Source organism: Clostridium gelidum, from assembly GCF_019977655.1.
In the GTDB taxonomy this organism is placed as follows: Bacteria; Bacillota; Clostridia; order Clostridiales; family Clostridiaceae; genus Clostridium; species Clostridium gelidum.
In genome coordinates this window covers 3,897,556-3,911,624 of record NZ_AP024849.1, presented here as the reverse complement: position 1 = coordinate 3,911,624, position 14,069 = coordinate 3,897,556, and the positions used below count along the sequence as shown (strand labels likewise).

General features: G+C 28.4%; 13 protein-coding genes, 1 other RNA gene and 1 riboswitch. Of the genes, 10 read left to right on the top strand and 4 right to left on the bottom strand.

Annotated elements, in window-relative coordinates; genetic code table 11:
• Positions 1-11 precede the first annotated feature (11 nt).
• A riboswitch (SAM riboswitch) is annotated at positions 12-123 on the top strand.
• 80 nt (positions 124-203) lie between these two features.
• Complete coding sequence (locus psyc5s11_RS17995; RefSeq protein WP_224033860.1) at positions 204-887, top strand: vitamin B12 dependent-methionine synthase activation domain-containing protein; 684 nt, start codon at positions 204-206, stop codon at positions 885-887.
• The gene (locus psyc5s11_RS17990) at positions 877-3,282 is read left to right on the top strand and encodes a homocysteine S-methyltransferase family protein (protein ID WP_224038222.1); all 2,406 of its coding nucleotides are present in this window, start codon (positions 877-879) and stop codon (positions 3,280-3,282) included. The genes psyc5s11_RS17995 and psyc5s11_RS17990 overlap by 11 nt, the downstream gene beginning before the upstream one ends.
• A 150-nt stretch (positions 3,283-3,432) precedes the next feature.
• Here the strand turns inward: psyc5s11_RS17990 and psyc5s11_RS17985 are convergent, their stop codons facing one another.
• Positions 3,433-4,239: an MBL fold metallo-hydrolase gene (locus psyc5s11_RS17985; protein WP_224033859.1), complete on the bottom strand. Its 807-nt coding sequence runs from the start codon at positions 4,237-4,239 to the stop codon at positions 3,433-3,435.
• Positions 4,240-4,507: 268 nt separating this feature from the next.
• On the opposite strand from psyc5s11_RS17985, the gene psyc5s11_RS17980 reads away from it, so the two are divergent.
• The 7 genes from psyc5s11_RS17980 (at position 4,508) to psyc5s11_RS17950 (ending at position 9,497) form a co-directional block, all read left to right on the top strand.
• Positions 4,508-5,062: an ECF transporter S component gene (locus psyc5s11_RS17980; protein WP_224033858.1), complete on the top strand. Its 555-nt coding sequence runs from the start codon at positions 4,508-4,510 to the stop codon at positions 5,060-5,062.
• Positions 5,063-5,329: 267 nt separating this feature from the next.
• Positions 5,330-5,575, top strand: coding sequence for a DUF1292 domain-containing protein (locus tag psyc5s11_RS17975; protein ID WP_224033857.1), 246 nt, complete (start codon positions 5,330-5,332; stop codon positions 5,573-5,575).
• 15 nt (positions 5,576-5,590) lie between these two features.
• Positions 5,591-5,989: a hypothetical protein gene (locus tag psyc5s11_RS17970; RefSeq protein WP_224033856.1), complete on the top strand. Its 399-nt coding sequence runs from the start codon at positions 5,591-5,593 to the stop codon at positions 5,987-5,989.
• Between the two features lie 58 nt (positions 5,990-6,047).
• Positions 6,048-6,240, top strand: a non-coding RNA gene (gene ssrS / locus psyc5s11_RS17965) — 6S RNA.
• A gap of 713 nt (positions 6,241-6,953) precedes the next feature.
• A complete protein-coding gene (locus psyc5s11_RS17960; protein ID WP_224033855.1) occupies positions 6,954-7,151 on the top strand; it encodes a DUF896 domain-containing protein in 198 nt (65 codons plus the stop codon).
• Between the two features lie 6 nt (positions 7,152-7,157).
• On the top strand, positions 7,158-8,069 hold the full coding sequence (gene hprK, locus psyc5s11_RS17955) for an HPr(Ser) kinase/phosphatase (RefSeq protein WP_224033854.1): 912 nt from the start codon (positions 7,158-7,160) through the stop codon (positions 8,067-8,069).
• Positions 8,070-8,099: 30 nt separating this feature from the next.
• Complete coding sequence (locus psyc5s11_RS17950) at positions 8,100-9,497, top strand: aminopeptidase (protein ID WP_224033853.1); 1,398 nt, start codon at positions 8,100-8,102, stop codon at positions 9,495-9,497.
• A 250-nt stretch (positions 9,498-9,747) separates the two neighbouring features.
• Here psyc5s11_RS17950 and psyc5s11_RS17945 read toward each other — a convergent pair whose 3' ends face one another.
• The 3 genes from psyc5s11_RS17945 to psyc5s11_RS17935 form a co-directional block, all read right to left on the bottom strand.
• Complete coding sequence (locus psyc5s11_RS17945; protein ID WP_224033852.1) at positions 9,748-10,599, bottom strand: PHP domain-containing protein; 852 nt, start codon at positions 10,597-10,599, stop codon at positions 9,748-9,750.
• A gap of 268 nt (positions 10,600-10,867) precedes the next feature.
• Positions 10,868-11,311, bottom strand: a complete 444-nt coding sequence (locus psyc5s11_RS17940; protein ID WP_224033851.1) for a hypothetical protein — start codon at positions 11,309-11,311, stop codon at positions 10,868-10,870.
• Between the two features lie 226 nt (positions 11,312-11,537).
• On the bottom strand, positions 11,538-11,972 hold the full coding sequence (locus psyc5s11_RS17935; protein WP_224033850.1) for an Lrp/AsnC family transcriptional regulator: 435 nt from the start codon (positions 11,970-11,972) through the stop codon (positions 11,538-11,540).
• A 650-nt stretch (positions 11,973-12,622) separates the two neighbouring features.
• Here psyc5s11_RS17935 and psyc5s11_RS17930 point away from each other — a divergent pair.
• Positions 12,623-14,053: an aspartate ammonia-lyase gene (locus tag psyc5s11_RS17930; RefSeq protein ID WP_224033849.1), complete on the top strand. Its 1,431-nt coding sequence runs from the start codon at positions 12,623-12,625 to the stop codon at positions 14,051-14,053.
• The last annotated feature ends 16 nt before the right edge of the window (positions 14,054-14,069 follow it).

Sequence of the window (14,069 nt, the reverse complement as noted above, 5' to 3'; positions counted from 1 at the left end):
CTAAATATAAGAACTTATCAAGAGTGGTGGAGGGACTGGCCCGAAGAAACCCAGCAACCGATGTATTTTTATAAAAATATATAAGGTGCTAAATCCTGCAGTGTAAGAACTGATAGATAAGGTGTTTAAGAGCTGTTAAGCCTAAAGGAATACCTTTAGGCTTTTTTTGTTACTGTCAAAAATGGAAGGTGGTGAAGCAATAGATGGATGCTTTTGAACTTGAGATAAATAAAGAAGAGGTACTTAGATACCTTGGTTACAAAGGTCAAGATATAGATGAGAATCTAAATAAAACAATTGAAGAATGTAGAGAAGAAATAAAAAAAGTAATAACACCTAGAGTTATTTATAGTTATAAAAATATAAAGATAAGTGATGATGGAGTAGAGGTTATTACTACTAATTTGATTTTAAATGGCAAAGATATAAAAGAGCATTTAAAGAATTCAACAGAATGTGTATTAATGGCAGTAACATTAGGTAATGACATTGAAAGACAAACAAGATTATATGAAAAAACGAACTTAACAAAAGCATTAATATTAGATGCTTGTGCTACAACAGCAGTAGAAGAAGTTTGTGATATAGTAGAAAATAGTGTTAAAGAAAAGGCTATTTTAGATGGAATGAATATAACATTTAGATATAGTCCAGGTTATGGAGATTTACCTTTAGATGTTCAAAATGCTTTCTTAAGAGCATTAGATGCTCAAAAGAAAATAGGGCTTACAGTATCAGAAAACAATTTGTTATTTCCTAGGAAATCTGTTACAGCAATAATAGGAATAGTGAATAGTGGAATAGAAAAGAAAAAAAAGAGCTGCAAAGAATGTAATAATTATGAAAATTGTAGTTTTAGGAAAGAGGGAGAAAGTTGTGGGGCTTAAGGAATATATAAAAAATAACATATTAATATTTGATGGAGCAATGGGAACAATGCTTCAAAAAAAGGGATTAAAGCTTGGAGAGAATCCAGAAGTTTTAAATTTAAACGAACCAGCTATAATAGAAGAAATTCATAAAGAATACATAGATAGTGGAGCAAATGTAATAACAACTAATACTTTTGGAGCAAATGAACTTAAATTGAAGCTTTGCAATTTAGAAGTTGAAGAAGTTGTCGATGCTGCTGTTTCTATTGCTAAAAAAGCAAAGGGTAATGGTAATACATATATTGCTTTAGATATTGGACCAATAGGGGAACTTTTAGAACCTATGGGAACTCTAAGCTTTGATAGGGCTTATGAAATTTTCAAACGGCAAGTAGTTCAAGGGGTCAAATCTGGAGTAGATATAATTTTACTTGAGACAATGACTGATTTATACGAACTTAAGGCAGCAATACTTGCAGTAAAGGAAAATTCAGAATTACCTGTGTTTGCTACAATGACGTTTGAAGAAAATTCAAGAACATTTACAGGATGTTCTCCAGAAGCTATGGTATTGGTTTTGGAAGGATTAGGAGTAGATGCACTTGGGGTTAATTGTTCACTTGGACCAAAACAATTAAAGCCTATTATTGAAGAGATATGTAATTTAGCACATATTCCTGTAATGGTGCAACCTAATGCAGGTCTTCCAACATTATCAATAGGAAATGAGACAAAATTCGATGTGACAAAGGAAGAATTTGCAGATACTTTGTGTGGTCTTATTGATTTAGGTGTTAGAGTAATTGGTGGTTGTTGTGGAACAACTCCAGACTATATAAGAGAATTATGCGTTCGCGTAAAAGGTAAAAAGCTTGAACCTGTAGAAAATAAAAATTATGCTGCAATTTGTACACCATCAAAGGTTGTAAGAATAGATGGGGTTAGAATAATAGGTGAAAGAATTAATCCAACTGGTAAGAAATTATTTAAAGAAGCATTAAAAAATGAAGATTTAGATTATATTTTAAAGCAAGCTATTTCTCAAGTAGAAGCCGGTGCTCATATTTTGGATGTTAATGTGGGATTGCCTGAAATTGATGAGCCTAAGATGATGCATAAGGTAGTTAAAGAAATACAAGGAATAATGGATATTCCTCTTCAAATAGATTCATCAGATGTAGAAGCAATAGAAACTGGACTTAGATATTATAATGGAAAACCTATATTAAATTCAGTAAATGGGGAAGAGAAGGTTTTAAACAAAATACTTCCTCTAGTAAAAAAATATGGAGCAAGTGTTGTTGGATTAACTTTAGATGATAATGGGATTCCGCTTAAAGCAGAAGAGAGATTTGCAATAGCAGAAAAGATAGTAAAGAGGGCAGCGGAATATGGAATAAAAAAAGAAGATGTATTTATTGATTGCTTAGTACTTACTGTATCAGCGCAACAAGAAGAGGTTCAAGAAACATTAAAAGCTGTAAGAATGGTAAAAGAAAAATTAGGTGTTAAAACTGTACTTGGAGTTTCTAACATATCTTTTGGACTTCCAAATAGAGAGTTAATAAATGAGACATTTTTAGCATTAGCACTTGCAAATGGATTGGATTTGCCTATAATGAGCCCTAATGCAAGTGGAATGACTAGAGTTATAGATTCTTATAATGTTTTATACAATCACGATAAGAGTGCAGAAGTTTATATTAAAAATTATGCTAATATTGATTTAAATAGAGAAGCTACTACAAAGAATAGTAAGAATTCAAATAATGTAGATGATTCTAATTTAGAGCATGATTTGAAATATATAGTTGTTAAAGGGCTAAAAGAAGAAGCAAAACAAGCAACTATAGAGCTTTTAAAGGAATATAAAGAACTTGAAATAGTTAACAAATTTTTAATTCCAGCTTTAGATGTAGTAGGAGATAAGTATGAAAAGGGAGAATTATTCTTACCTCAATTAATACAAGCTGCGGAAACTGTAAAAAATGCATTTACTGTTCTAAAAGCTGAAATAGCTAAGAGTAACTCTGAATCTATCTCAAAGGGTAAGATAATAATTGCAACCGTAAAAGGTGATATTCATGATATAGGAAAGAATATAGTAAAAGTTATTTTAGAAAACTACGGATATGAAATGATAGATTTAGGTAAAGATGTACCTATTGAAACGGTTGTTTCAGAAGCTAAAAAGCATGAGGTATCTTTGATTGGATTAAGTGCTCTTATGACAACAACAGTTAGAAGCATGGAGGAAACAATAAAGGCTTTAAGAATTGATGGTTATAATGGTAAAATATTTGTTGGTGGAGCAGTACTAACAGCAGAATCAGCTGATAGAATAGGGGCTGATTTCTATGCAAAAGATGCAAAAGAATCGGTGGAAATTGCAAAGAAAGTATTGTCTTAATATTATAATTTAATACTTGCTTAGAAATATAAAAATACTTTTAGCAATATTAGAATTTTAAGGTTACTACTAATCAATAAAAATGGAAGGTATGCAATTGTTTTAGAAAAGCATACCTTCCATTTTTTTGAGTATTTAAAATGTGGATATCTATATTAGATCTATTACATCTAAATCATCAGGCATATAGATATTGCCATCAAATTCTTCTTTGCCTTCAGCTATGTATAAATCTTTTCTATGCTCTAAATTTTTATCTTCTGTGTGATATAAAATAACATTTTTAACTTTCAATTCTTTAGCATTTCTACATGCATCTTTTGCAGTGGCATGATGTTTTTCATAGGGTTTAAATATTTCTCTTTGAGAATAAAGACAAAATGCTTCATGGAATAGATAATCTACATTTTCACTATAGATTTTTATATTTTCTCTATAAGGTTCATCTCCTAAAAACGTTAAAGATTTACCATTTGATAATATAGTCTTAAATCCATGTTGAAGATCTTTAGTACTATGTATATCAAAAAAAGTAGTAGTTCTATTTAATATGGTAGTTGTATAATTGTTCTCAATTTCATTAAATATGATTCGAATATCAAATAGCTTTAAGAATTTTTTTTGAAGAACAAATGAACAAATTGATCTTATTGCAGTAATTGAAGTTTCATGACAATAAATATTTAAGTTTCCAGTATATTTATCATTTAATATACTCTGAGCTACAGCCCGAATAACCCAAACACTGCCTAATATGTGATCGTTGTGATTATGTGATATGAACATATTATGTATTTGGGCAATAGATATATTTAATTTCTCTAAATTTGATAGTATGGTATTACCTCCACCAGCGTCAATAAGAAAATGTTCCTCGTCTTTTGATAACGTGAAACATGTATTGTAACACTTTGTAACCATAGCAGAACCAGTACCAAGTATATTTATTTTTTCCATTTTTTTAATCTCCTCGTCTTGAATATGTAATTTTAAAGATAATATCATAAGAATTATTTTATTTCTTTAATGTATAAATATAACTTATAAAGCTAATTATATTATAAAAGGTGTACAAAATAAATACAACATTATAGGAAGAAATTAAAATTTATTTAAAGAAAGCATACATAAAATTGTACATAGTTTATAAAAAATATTTACTTGCGGAGATATATAATATATACTAGTGTATATACAGTAGAGAGATGAGGAGGAAATAAAATAAATGAATATTAAAATTAAACAAATGGTATATGCAGGATTACTTACTGCACTCGCAATTATAATTCCTATTCAATTTGGATTTTTAAAGATTATTATTCCACCATTTACAGCAACATTAGCTGCACATGTACCAATGATGTTATCAATGCTTATATCACCAGCAGTTGCAATTGTAGTTGGAATTGGTTCTACAATTGGATTTGTATTATCAGGAACACCAGCACCAGTAGTAGCAAGAGCAGCAACACATATTGTTGTGGGATATATTGGAGCAAAAATAATTATGAAAAATCATAGTTATACTAAAGCAGCAATTATTACAGCACCTATTCACGGCATACTAGAAATGTTAGTGGTAATACCTTTTATAGGGTTTAATGTCTACCAATTATTAATAGTAACAGCTGTTGGAGCTATCTTGCATCATTCTGCTGATAGTGTAATAGCATATGCAATAGTGAAGGCAGTGGCAAAAGCGAGAAATAAAGATATTTATAGTGTTTTTGGAGAGTTTAAATTACAGCAAGATATATTACAATTAGAAAACACAAAGTAAATAAGAATTTTCATATGAATTTTGAATCAAAAAGCTCAATGCGATATATTGAAAATGCATTGAGCTTATTTTTTTATGTGTAAGAAAAATATAATTTTTAGTGGTTAGGAATATACATATAATGAACTCACTATGAATTATAAATTGTGAATTAATACAGAAAATTAGAAAAATAATCACAATTATTAGAGAAAATATTAAAAAAATATAGACAAAAACATGAAATATCATATAATAAAGTTAGAAATAAAAGATGAGGTGAACGTTTTGGAAGAAAAAGAAATAATGTCATTCAAAGATGAAGATGGAAATAAAGTTGATTTTGAGGCAATAGCAAAGGTTTATTTAGGAGAACAAGGTTATTTATTATTATCACCAGTAGATGAAGGAAGCGAAGACATGTTTGCTTTTAGAGTAGATGTAGATGAAGATGGTAATGAAGAATTGAATGCTGTAGAAGATGATAAAGAGTTTGAAGAAATAAAAAAAGAATATAAAAAGTTATTATACTAAGTAGAGGTGAGATAAATGAAAAGTTCAGAAATAATAAACTATTTAGAAGATAATGATTTAGCAGACATAGAAGAATTAAAACTAAAAAGTAATTATACAATAATAAGATTTTATTATGACTTTGATAAAGAAGAGCTAAGTTCAGCAAAAGCTTATTCAACTGAAGAAAGTGATTTTGAGCCAGAAAGTGATGAATGGTATAAAGAATACTATATTCCATATTTAAGAGATATTGCAGTAGACAATGTAGAATCTATAATTGAAGAGATAATGGAAGAATTTGAAATAGAATCTAAGTATAAAGAACTTGGAATGGATAGTGGGGAAGCTAGTTATTTCAAGTTTATAGCAGCATTTTCAGATGAATTAACTGATAATGAAATGGAGGATATTTTAAGCGATTACTATGGATAGAAATCTATTATTAAAATATTCTTGAAAATATAAAAAGTTATGATATAATTAAATTATAGAATTCCTGAGATGCACGTAAAGCTTATAATGTTCAACCTACATGATATTATCGGGATTTGCAATATATTCATATATGTCGGGCTTCGTTTATATCACTTAATGTGACAGAAGATGGCAGAAGTGAATTGAGTTTAACCCACCTGCGAGGCGCAGGTATTGAACATATAGGTGAACGACATGTTGGGAACTATGATTGAATTCAACACCTCAGTAATGAGGTGTTTTTTTACGCATAAGATAAGTATAGAATTTTTAAAGCATGAAAGCTTAATTAAATCTAACTTTCATGCTTTAATTTTATTGAATTTGAATAGAAAATTTAAAACTTTATTATCTTCAAGCACTTTGATATAAACAATATTAATAATAAAAGCGTTTATTCTAAGCGGCTATATCTTTAAGCAATTTGGAATTATGTTGTTTGTGATTATATGCAGAAAATAATTCTTTTTGATATAAAACAATATGCTTGTCCAAATTTTGAGATAAGATAATTATAAAGTTATTTCTTGGTGAGAAGAACAATAACAACATATTAAGAAAGGTTTTCCTAAATAAGATATTGCATTTAAGTTTCAAAAGTACCAAAAATTTCATAATTACACCTCTTTTTTTCATACTTGGTCGTTGATATGTATTTATTATAAACAACAAAGTGAAATTTGTAAAAATATTTCATATTACAATTACTGACAAAGATTGGCAGAGATGTAGCAAAAAGTAGCTTTAAATATATTTTTCTATTTATTCCGTGGTACATAAGAACATAATTGTATATATTTTACATAAATAGTGTTCGACATTAAGTAGAAGAAAAAAATTATTATGTCGAAAATTTTCGTATTGATTATATTCTTTTAAGTGATAAAATTATTCATATATAGATTGAAAGGATGAAAATATAATGGACGTTCAAAATATAAAAATAGAAGATGCTGTGGAAAAGATTAATTTATTATACAAGCTTAGTCAAGAAAGAGAACTTACAAAAGAAGAAAAAGAGTTACAAGGAAAACTTAGAAAAAGATATTTAGAAAATGTTAGAAGAAATTTTAAATCACAATTAGATGGAATAGAACCTAAAAATGGGAAAAAAGGATGATAGAAGATGAGTGTTTTAGTTAAAAAGCTAATAGATGATTTAAATCTAGAAGTGTTAGTAGAAGGCAAAGACGAGGTAGAGATTTCAGTAAATGATATCAATAGACCAGGACTACAATTAGCAGGTTTTTATAATTATTTTGCTCCAGAGAGAATACAAATTATAGGAAAAGCAGAATGGAGTTTCTTAGATTATATGCAAATTGAACTGCGAAAGAAAAGAGTAAAAAAATATTTTAGTTTTGATATAAATTGTTTAATAATAACTAGAGGATTGGAACCACATCCTGAATTTATAAGAGAAGCAAAAAAACATAAAATATGGTTTCTTAGAAGTAATCTAGTAAGTACACAATTTATAAGTAAAACAACATTATATTTAGCAGATAAACTTGCGCCAGAAACAAGACTACATGGAGTTTTAGTAGATGTTTCTGGTATCGGGATATTAATTACTGGGGAAAGTGGAATAGGAAAAAGTGAAGTTGCATTAGAACTTATAAAAAGAGGACATAGACTTGTAACTGATGATGCTGTTGACATAAAAGAAATAGATGGACAACTAATAGGAACATCTCCTAAAATAACTATAGGTATGTTAGAGGTTAGAGGAATTGGAATTATTGATGTCACAACGCTGTATGGATTAAGTTCAGTAGTTCAGCAGAAAGAAATAAAATTGGTTATGCATTTTGAACATTGGAAAGATGATAATGATTATGATAGACTAGGAATTGATAATGAATATATGAACATACTAGGAAGTGACGTGAAAAAATTAACGGTGCCAATTAGACCAGGTAGAAATATTGCAGTGATTATAGAAGCAGCAGCAGTTAACTATAGATATGCACTAATGTCTAAAATAACACCAGTTGATGTAATAGAAAGTAGAATGAATGATCTTAATGGTATATAAATAAATATTATAAAAAAAGGAGTAATAATTATGAAAAATGAAGAAAAAGATTTAAATAAGAATGCATGGAGTAAATACAATAATAAACAGGTTAAAGAGGTATTTGAATTTTGTGAAGGTTATAAAAATTTTATGTCAACATGCAAAACTGAAAGAGAATGTGTTAAAGAAGCAATAAAACTTGCAAAAACTGAAGGATATAAGGACATAGAAGATTTTATACGCGATAACAAAAAGTTGCAACCAGGGGATAAAGTTTTTGCAAATAATAAAGGGAAAACAGTTGCTTTATTTATTATAGGAAAAGAGTCAATAGAAAAGGGCTTGAAAATACTCGGAGCTCATATTGATTCACCAAGATTAGATTTAAAACAAAATCCACTTTATGAAGATAGTGAATTAGTGCTACTTGATACACATTATTATGGTGGAATTAAGAAATATCAATGGGTTACATTGCCATTAGCACTACATGGAGTAGTGGTAAAGAAAGATAAAACTGTAATAGATATTTGTATTGGTGAAGATGAAAGTGATCCTGTTGTTGGAGTATCTGATCTTTTAGTTCATTTAGCTGGAGAGCAAATGGGTAAAAAAGGTGACAAGGTAATTGAAGGTGAAGATCTTAATGTATTAGTTGGAAGTATACCATTAAAAGGAACAAAAAAAGAAGCTGTTAAAGCTAATATATTAAAAATACTTAAAGAAAAGTATGATTTTGAAGAAGAAGACTTTTTATCAGCTGAAATAGAAATTGTTCCAGCAGGAAAAGCTAGAGATTATGGATTAGATAGAAGTATGGTAATGGCTTATGGACATGATGATAGAGTGTGCTCATATACTTCGCTACTAGCTATGTTTGAAATAAAAGAAACAGATAAGACTTGTTGTTGCCTTTTAGTTGATAAAGAAGAAGTGGGAAGCATTGGAGCTACAGGAATGCAATCAAGATTCTTTGAAAATATAGTTGCAGAAATTATTGATAGAGTTGAAGGATATTCAGATCTTAAATTAAGAAGATGTCTTACTAATTCAAAGATGTTATCATCAGATGTTAGTGCAGCTTTTGATCCTAATTATCCAGCTGTAATGGAAAAGAAAAATGCAGCATTCTTTGGTCATGGTATGGTATTTAACAAATATACTGGAGCTAGAGGAAAATCAGGCTGTAACGATGCTAATGCTGAATATATGGCAGAGCTTAGAGGTATAATGGAGAAACATGATGTTTCAATTCAAACAGCAGAACTTGGTAAGGTTGATGTTGGTGGCGGTGGAACTATTGCTTACATATTAGCTCAATACAATATGGAAGTAATAGATTGTGGAGTTGCACTTCATAATATGCATGCCCCATGGGAAGTTGCAAGTAAAGTTGATATATTTGAAACAATGAAAGGTTATAGAGCTTTCTTAATAGAAGCATAGTTATGCGATTCGATATCCGCCGAAATAAGGTGGCAAGCATTTGCTCCAGTTACTGAAGATTCTACAAAATCATGATTAAGTTATATCCATAATATGAGTATAACCTAGGAGTTAGATATATATTAGAAATCTATAACATAAAAAAATATATATAAAAAGAGATATTATAAAATGACTTAATAAAGTTACTTTATTATATCTCTTTTACATGAAATTTTATAAAATTATCTATAAATTTCGGTATATATTATTATTGGAAGTTAGACGTTATAGGTATATCTAAGGCAGAAAGTAATTTTGATAAATATTCATATGGTAGTTCCACGGAACCTATATCTCCATGACGAGTATCTGTTTTTAAATTGCCATGAAAATCAGAACCACAAGAAATTAGTAAATTATTTTCATTTGCTAATTTTATAAATTTGTGGTTTTCTTCATCTGTATTTTGATAATAAATAGACTCCACGCCATTAAAATTCATTTCTAAGAACTCATTAATACTAGAATTAAAAATAAATTTAGGATGTGCTAAAAATACAATAGCATTATATTTTTTTAGAAGTTTTACTCCATCAATAGTAGATAATTTTAAAGTGGGAACATAAGCTTTGCATGACTTACCAATAAAATTATCAAAAACTTCGTCAACAGTGTAAGGATAACCACATTTAATTATTTCCCTAGCAATATGAGGTCTTGCAATAGTATCCTTAGCATCTTTAAAAATTTTATCAAAATTAACTTCTATATTAAATGTCTCTTTAAGTTTATGAACTATTATTTTTGCTCGAATAATTCGATGATCTTTAATCTTTGCTAATTCATCTATAAGTTCTACATTTTTATAGCTATCATCTTTAAAGAAACCTAAAATGTGGATGCTCTCATTATTATACTGAGTTGATAATTCGATACCGGGAATTAAAGTGATATCATATTTAAGACTTTCTTCAATAGCTTCATTTAAGCCACCTAGAGTATCATGATCAGTTATAGCTAAGTATTTTACATTATTTTTATAAGCTCTTTGAACAACTTCTATAGGGGATATAACTCCATCAGAAGAAGTTGTATGAACATGAAAATCAACTTTAAGCATTAATATATCCTCCAATTGTTAAATTATAATAATTACAATTTTTGAATAATCTAAATTGGAATCATTATAATAGTATAATACCATGAATTAGTTGATAAGAGTATAGGAATTAGGCAAATGATAAAAAGAATCAAGCTGTAATTCTAGTGATGACTATCCAGTATTATGATTTGATTAGAAAGAAGTGAAATTTAAGAAACAGTCTAAGTTTCAAGTGAAACAGTAGACTGTTATTTTACATAATGAATAAGTTTTAATCCTTGAAATTTTAATTGTTCTTATTATATAAAGCATAGTAGCAATAAAATTCGATTTTTTTGCTTGCAAGAATATATGTCATAGAGGCAAATTGAAAAAATGTCATAAGTGCTATAAAGTAGCTGATAAGTGTAAGAGGAATGCTACCATTAGACAAACTAAAACTTTCACTCACATATTTAACAGATATAAGCCCCCCGATTAGAGGAAGTATAGCAATTTTCTTATATCCACTTTTGATAACATGTAAAATCATGAATATTACACCTATTTCTACAATACATTTAAGGATATCTCCATCCAGATATTCTACACCCATAATTGAAAATGCAACATATAACAGAATAGTTATAACTCTAAAACCTATTAATACGGCTTGTATAATATTTAAATTCCTTCTGCTTCTTGTAATTAATTCTGGTTCGGGAAGTTTTTCTTTAAGTGTTTCCTCCATAATTACCTCCTTGTACTTCTGTAAATTATTAAATTTACTATACAATCATATCATAGTTATTACATATGTTCCATCATAAGAATATAATGTAATTTAATGCTAAAATAACAATATGTCATTTTTATATTGACTAACTTGCAGGTAAAACTCTGCAGGTTATTTTTATTACCAAATTTATGGATTAGCAACATTAAGGAGATAGATATTAATTAAATACTCAGCCATATTAAGACACACCTATTCCTCTATGTTCAACTGCTGTAGAAAAAACTATTTGAGTTTCTGTGTTTCCAAACTTTTGGAGTTTTCCAATAAAAGCATCTAACTCTAAAGTTGTATGATAAGCTACCTTAATTAACATAGAATATTTTCCTGTTATACAATTACATTCAAGGACATTTGCGCATTGAGCTATAAAAGGATAAAACTCTGTTTTTTGGGTTGGTGTCATTTCTAAATTAATAAATGCTTTAATATTATATCCAAGTTTTAAAGGATCTACTTGCGCTGTATATCCTGTGATAACTCCTGAGTTCTCTAATTTTTCAATACGTGCTGATACTGCTGGTGTTGATAAAAATACTTCCTCGGCTAAATGCTTAAGGGGATACCTAGCATTTTTTTGTAAAAGTTCGATAATTTTAAAATCAATTTTATCCATGTAATATACCTCTATTCTTTATAATTTTATGTTATTAAATTTAGTGATAAAAAAGCATATCAAAACAATACTTTGTTTTTGATACGCTTCTTTGCGCTATTTTATTAATTTATTTTAAACTTGATTTTTAAGATTAAAACATTTGAAGAAATGTCTGTTGCATAATTATCAAATTACTATTTATATTTTAAAGTCTTTAATCAAAATATACAAGCCTTTTTTACTATGTTGATTAAGAATATTAACTCTTTTTGTCCGACAGAAGTTAGAAGTAACTTTGTATATTATTAATTTTTGCTTTTAATAAGAATAATAGTTAAAAATAGTCATGTGTTTTAGTTTAATCTATAAATATGAGGTGAATATTATGATATTAACGAATTATATATTAATTTTTAAAAATTTAATTCGTATTATCTGTAAAAATATATACTTTATAATATTAAGCATATTTGCATATTAATTATTTTTAATTAAGTATGTTATATTCATTTATAGTTTTTATTCACAATTTTAAAAAAATATTTACATTGATTTTAAAGCATGATAATCTTCAATATGTTCAGAGGATTAGTAATAAAATACAATTTAAATTTATTTTGGATTTAAAATATTAAAAATTATAAAATTATAGAAATGGGGAGTTTTATATGAAAATGCGAATGGAATTTGATTCAATAGGAAGTATGGAAATACCAATGGACTCTTATTATGGAATTCAATCTTTGAGAGCAAGTATGAATTTTCAAATCACAAACAAGACAATTCACAGTGATCTTATAGTAAGTCTTGCAGAAGTAAAGAAAGCTGCTGCTATTACAAATAGAAATGCAAATCTTTTAGAGACTACTATTGCTAATGCAATAATAAATGCATGTGATGAAATAATTTGTGGTAAGTTACACACAGAATTTATAGTTGATCCAATTCAAGGTGGCGCAGGTACTTCTGCAAATATGAATGCTAATGAAGTTATTGCAAATCGTGCTATTGAATTGCTTGGTGGTACAAAAGGTGATTATGACATCATACATCCAAATGATCATGTAAATATGGCTCAATCAACTAATGATGTTTTTCCAACTGCCGGAAAACTTACAGTTTTAAAAATGATACCAAAAGCCATTTCAGAACTTCAACGTTTATATAATGCACTTGAACTAAAGTCTTTAGAATTTAACAATGTTATTAAAATGGGGCGTACTCAAATGCAAGATGCAGTTCCAATTAGACTTGGTCAATCATTTCATGCTTTTGCTTCAATGATAAAACGTGATATTAACCGCTTAAAAGAAGCTGAAAAAGAAATGCTAACTGTAAATATTGGAGGTACAGCTATTGGAACATCAATAAATGTAAGCGCTGAATATTTATATAACATTACAGCTAATTTAAATAAAGTAAGTGGATTTAATATAGTACAATCAAAAGATTTAATTGATGCAACTCAAAATCTAGATGGATTTGTAAGTGTTTCGGGAATTTTAAAAACATCTGCAGTTAATCTTTCTAAAATGGCAAATGATTTAAGATTATTATCAAGTGGACCTAAAACAGGGTTTTCTGAAATCAATCTACCACCAATGCAAAATGGGTCATCAATTATGCCTGGTAAAGTAAATCCTGTTATTTTAGAGGTGGTTTCTCAAGTTGCTTTTAACATCATTGGTAATGATTTTACAATAACTATGGCAGCAGAAGCTGGGCAATTAGAACTAAATGCTTTTGAACCTGTTCTGTTTTATAACTTATTTGAATCTATAGAAACTCTTAAAAATGCTACTATGACTTTAGTAGATAACTGTATTTCGGGGATTACTGCCAATGAAGACAGATGTAAAGAGCTTTTAGACAGTAGCATAGGAATTGTAACAGCTCTGTGTCCTTATATTGGATATAAAAAGGCTGCTGATATTTCTAAAAAATCATTAAAATGTGGAATTCCTATTAAAGAACTTGTGTTAAAAGAAGGAATATTAGCAGCTGAAGAATTAGAAAAAATATTAGATCCACTTTCAATGACACAATTAAATTACTTATCAATTTTAGAATCAAAACCTAAAGTTAATAAAGCAATATAAATCAAACTATTCAGAT

Bases quoted from the DNA above. Each gene is read 5' to 3' on its own strand.
- psyc5s11_RS17995 (WP_224033860.1), top strand. From the start codon at position 204: ATGGATGCTTTTGAACTTGAGATAAATAAAGAAGAGGTACTTAGATAC.
- psyc5s11_RS17985 (WP_224033859.1), bottom strand. From the start codon at position 4,239: ATGGAAAAAATAAATATACTTGGTACTGGTTCTGCTATGGTTACAAAG.
- psyc5s11_RS17980 (WP_224033858.1), top strand. From the start codon at position 4,508: ATGAATATTAAAATTAAACAAATGGTATATGCAGGATTACTTACTGCA.
- psyc5s11_RS17970 (WP_224033856.1), top strand. From the start codon at position 5,591: ATGAAAAGTTCAGAAATAATAAACTATTTAGAAGATAATGATTTAGCA.
- psyc5s11_RS17960 (WP_224033855.1), top strand. From the start codon at position 6,954: ATGGACGTTCAAAATATAAAAATAGAAGATGCTGTGGAAAAGATTAAT.
- hprK (WP_224033854.1), top strand. From the start codon at position 7,158: ATGAGTGTTTTAGTTAAAAAGCTAATAGATGATTTAAATCTAGAAGTG.
- psyc5s11_RS17950 (WP_224033853.1), top strand. From the start codon at position 8,100: ATGAAAAATGAAGAAAAAGATTTAAATAAGAATGCATGGAGTAAATAC.
- psyc5s11_RS17945 (WP_224033852.1), bottom strand. From the start codon at position 10,599: ATGCTTAAAGTTGATTTTCATGTTCATACAACTTCTTCTGATGGAGTT.
- psyc5s11_RS17940 (WP_224033851.1), bottom strand. From the start codon at position 11,311: ATGGAGGAAACACTTAAAGAAAAACTTCCCGAACCAGAATTAATTACA.
- psyc5s11_RS17935 (WP_224033850.1), bottom strand. From the start codon at position 11,972: ATGGATAAAATTGATTTTAAAATTATCGAACTTTTACAAAAAAATGCT.
- psyc5s11_RS17930 (WP_224033849.1), top strand. From the start codon at position 12,623: ATGAAAATGCGAATGGAATTTGATTCAATAGGAAGTATGGAAATACCA.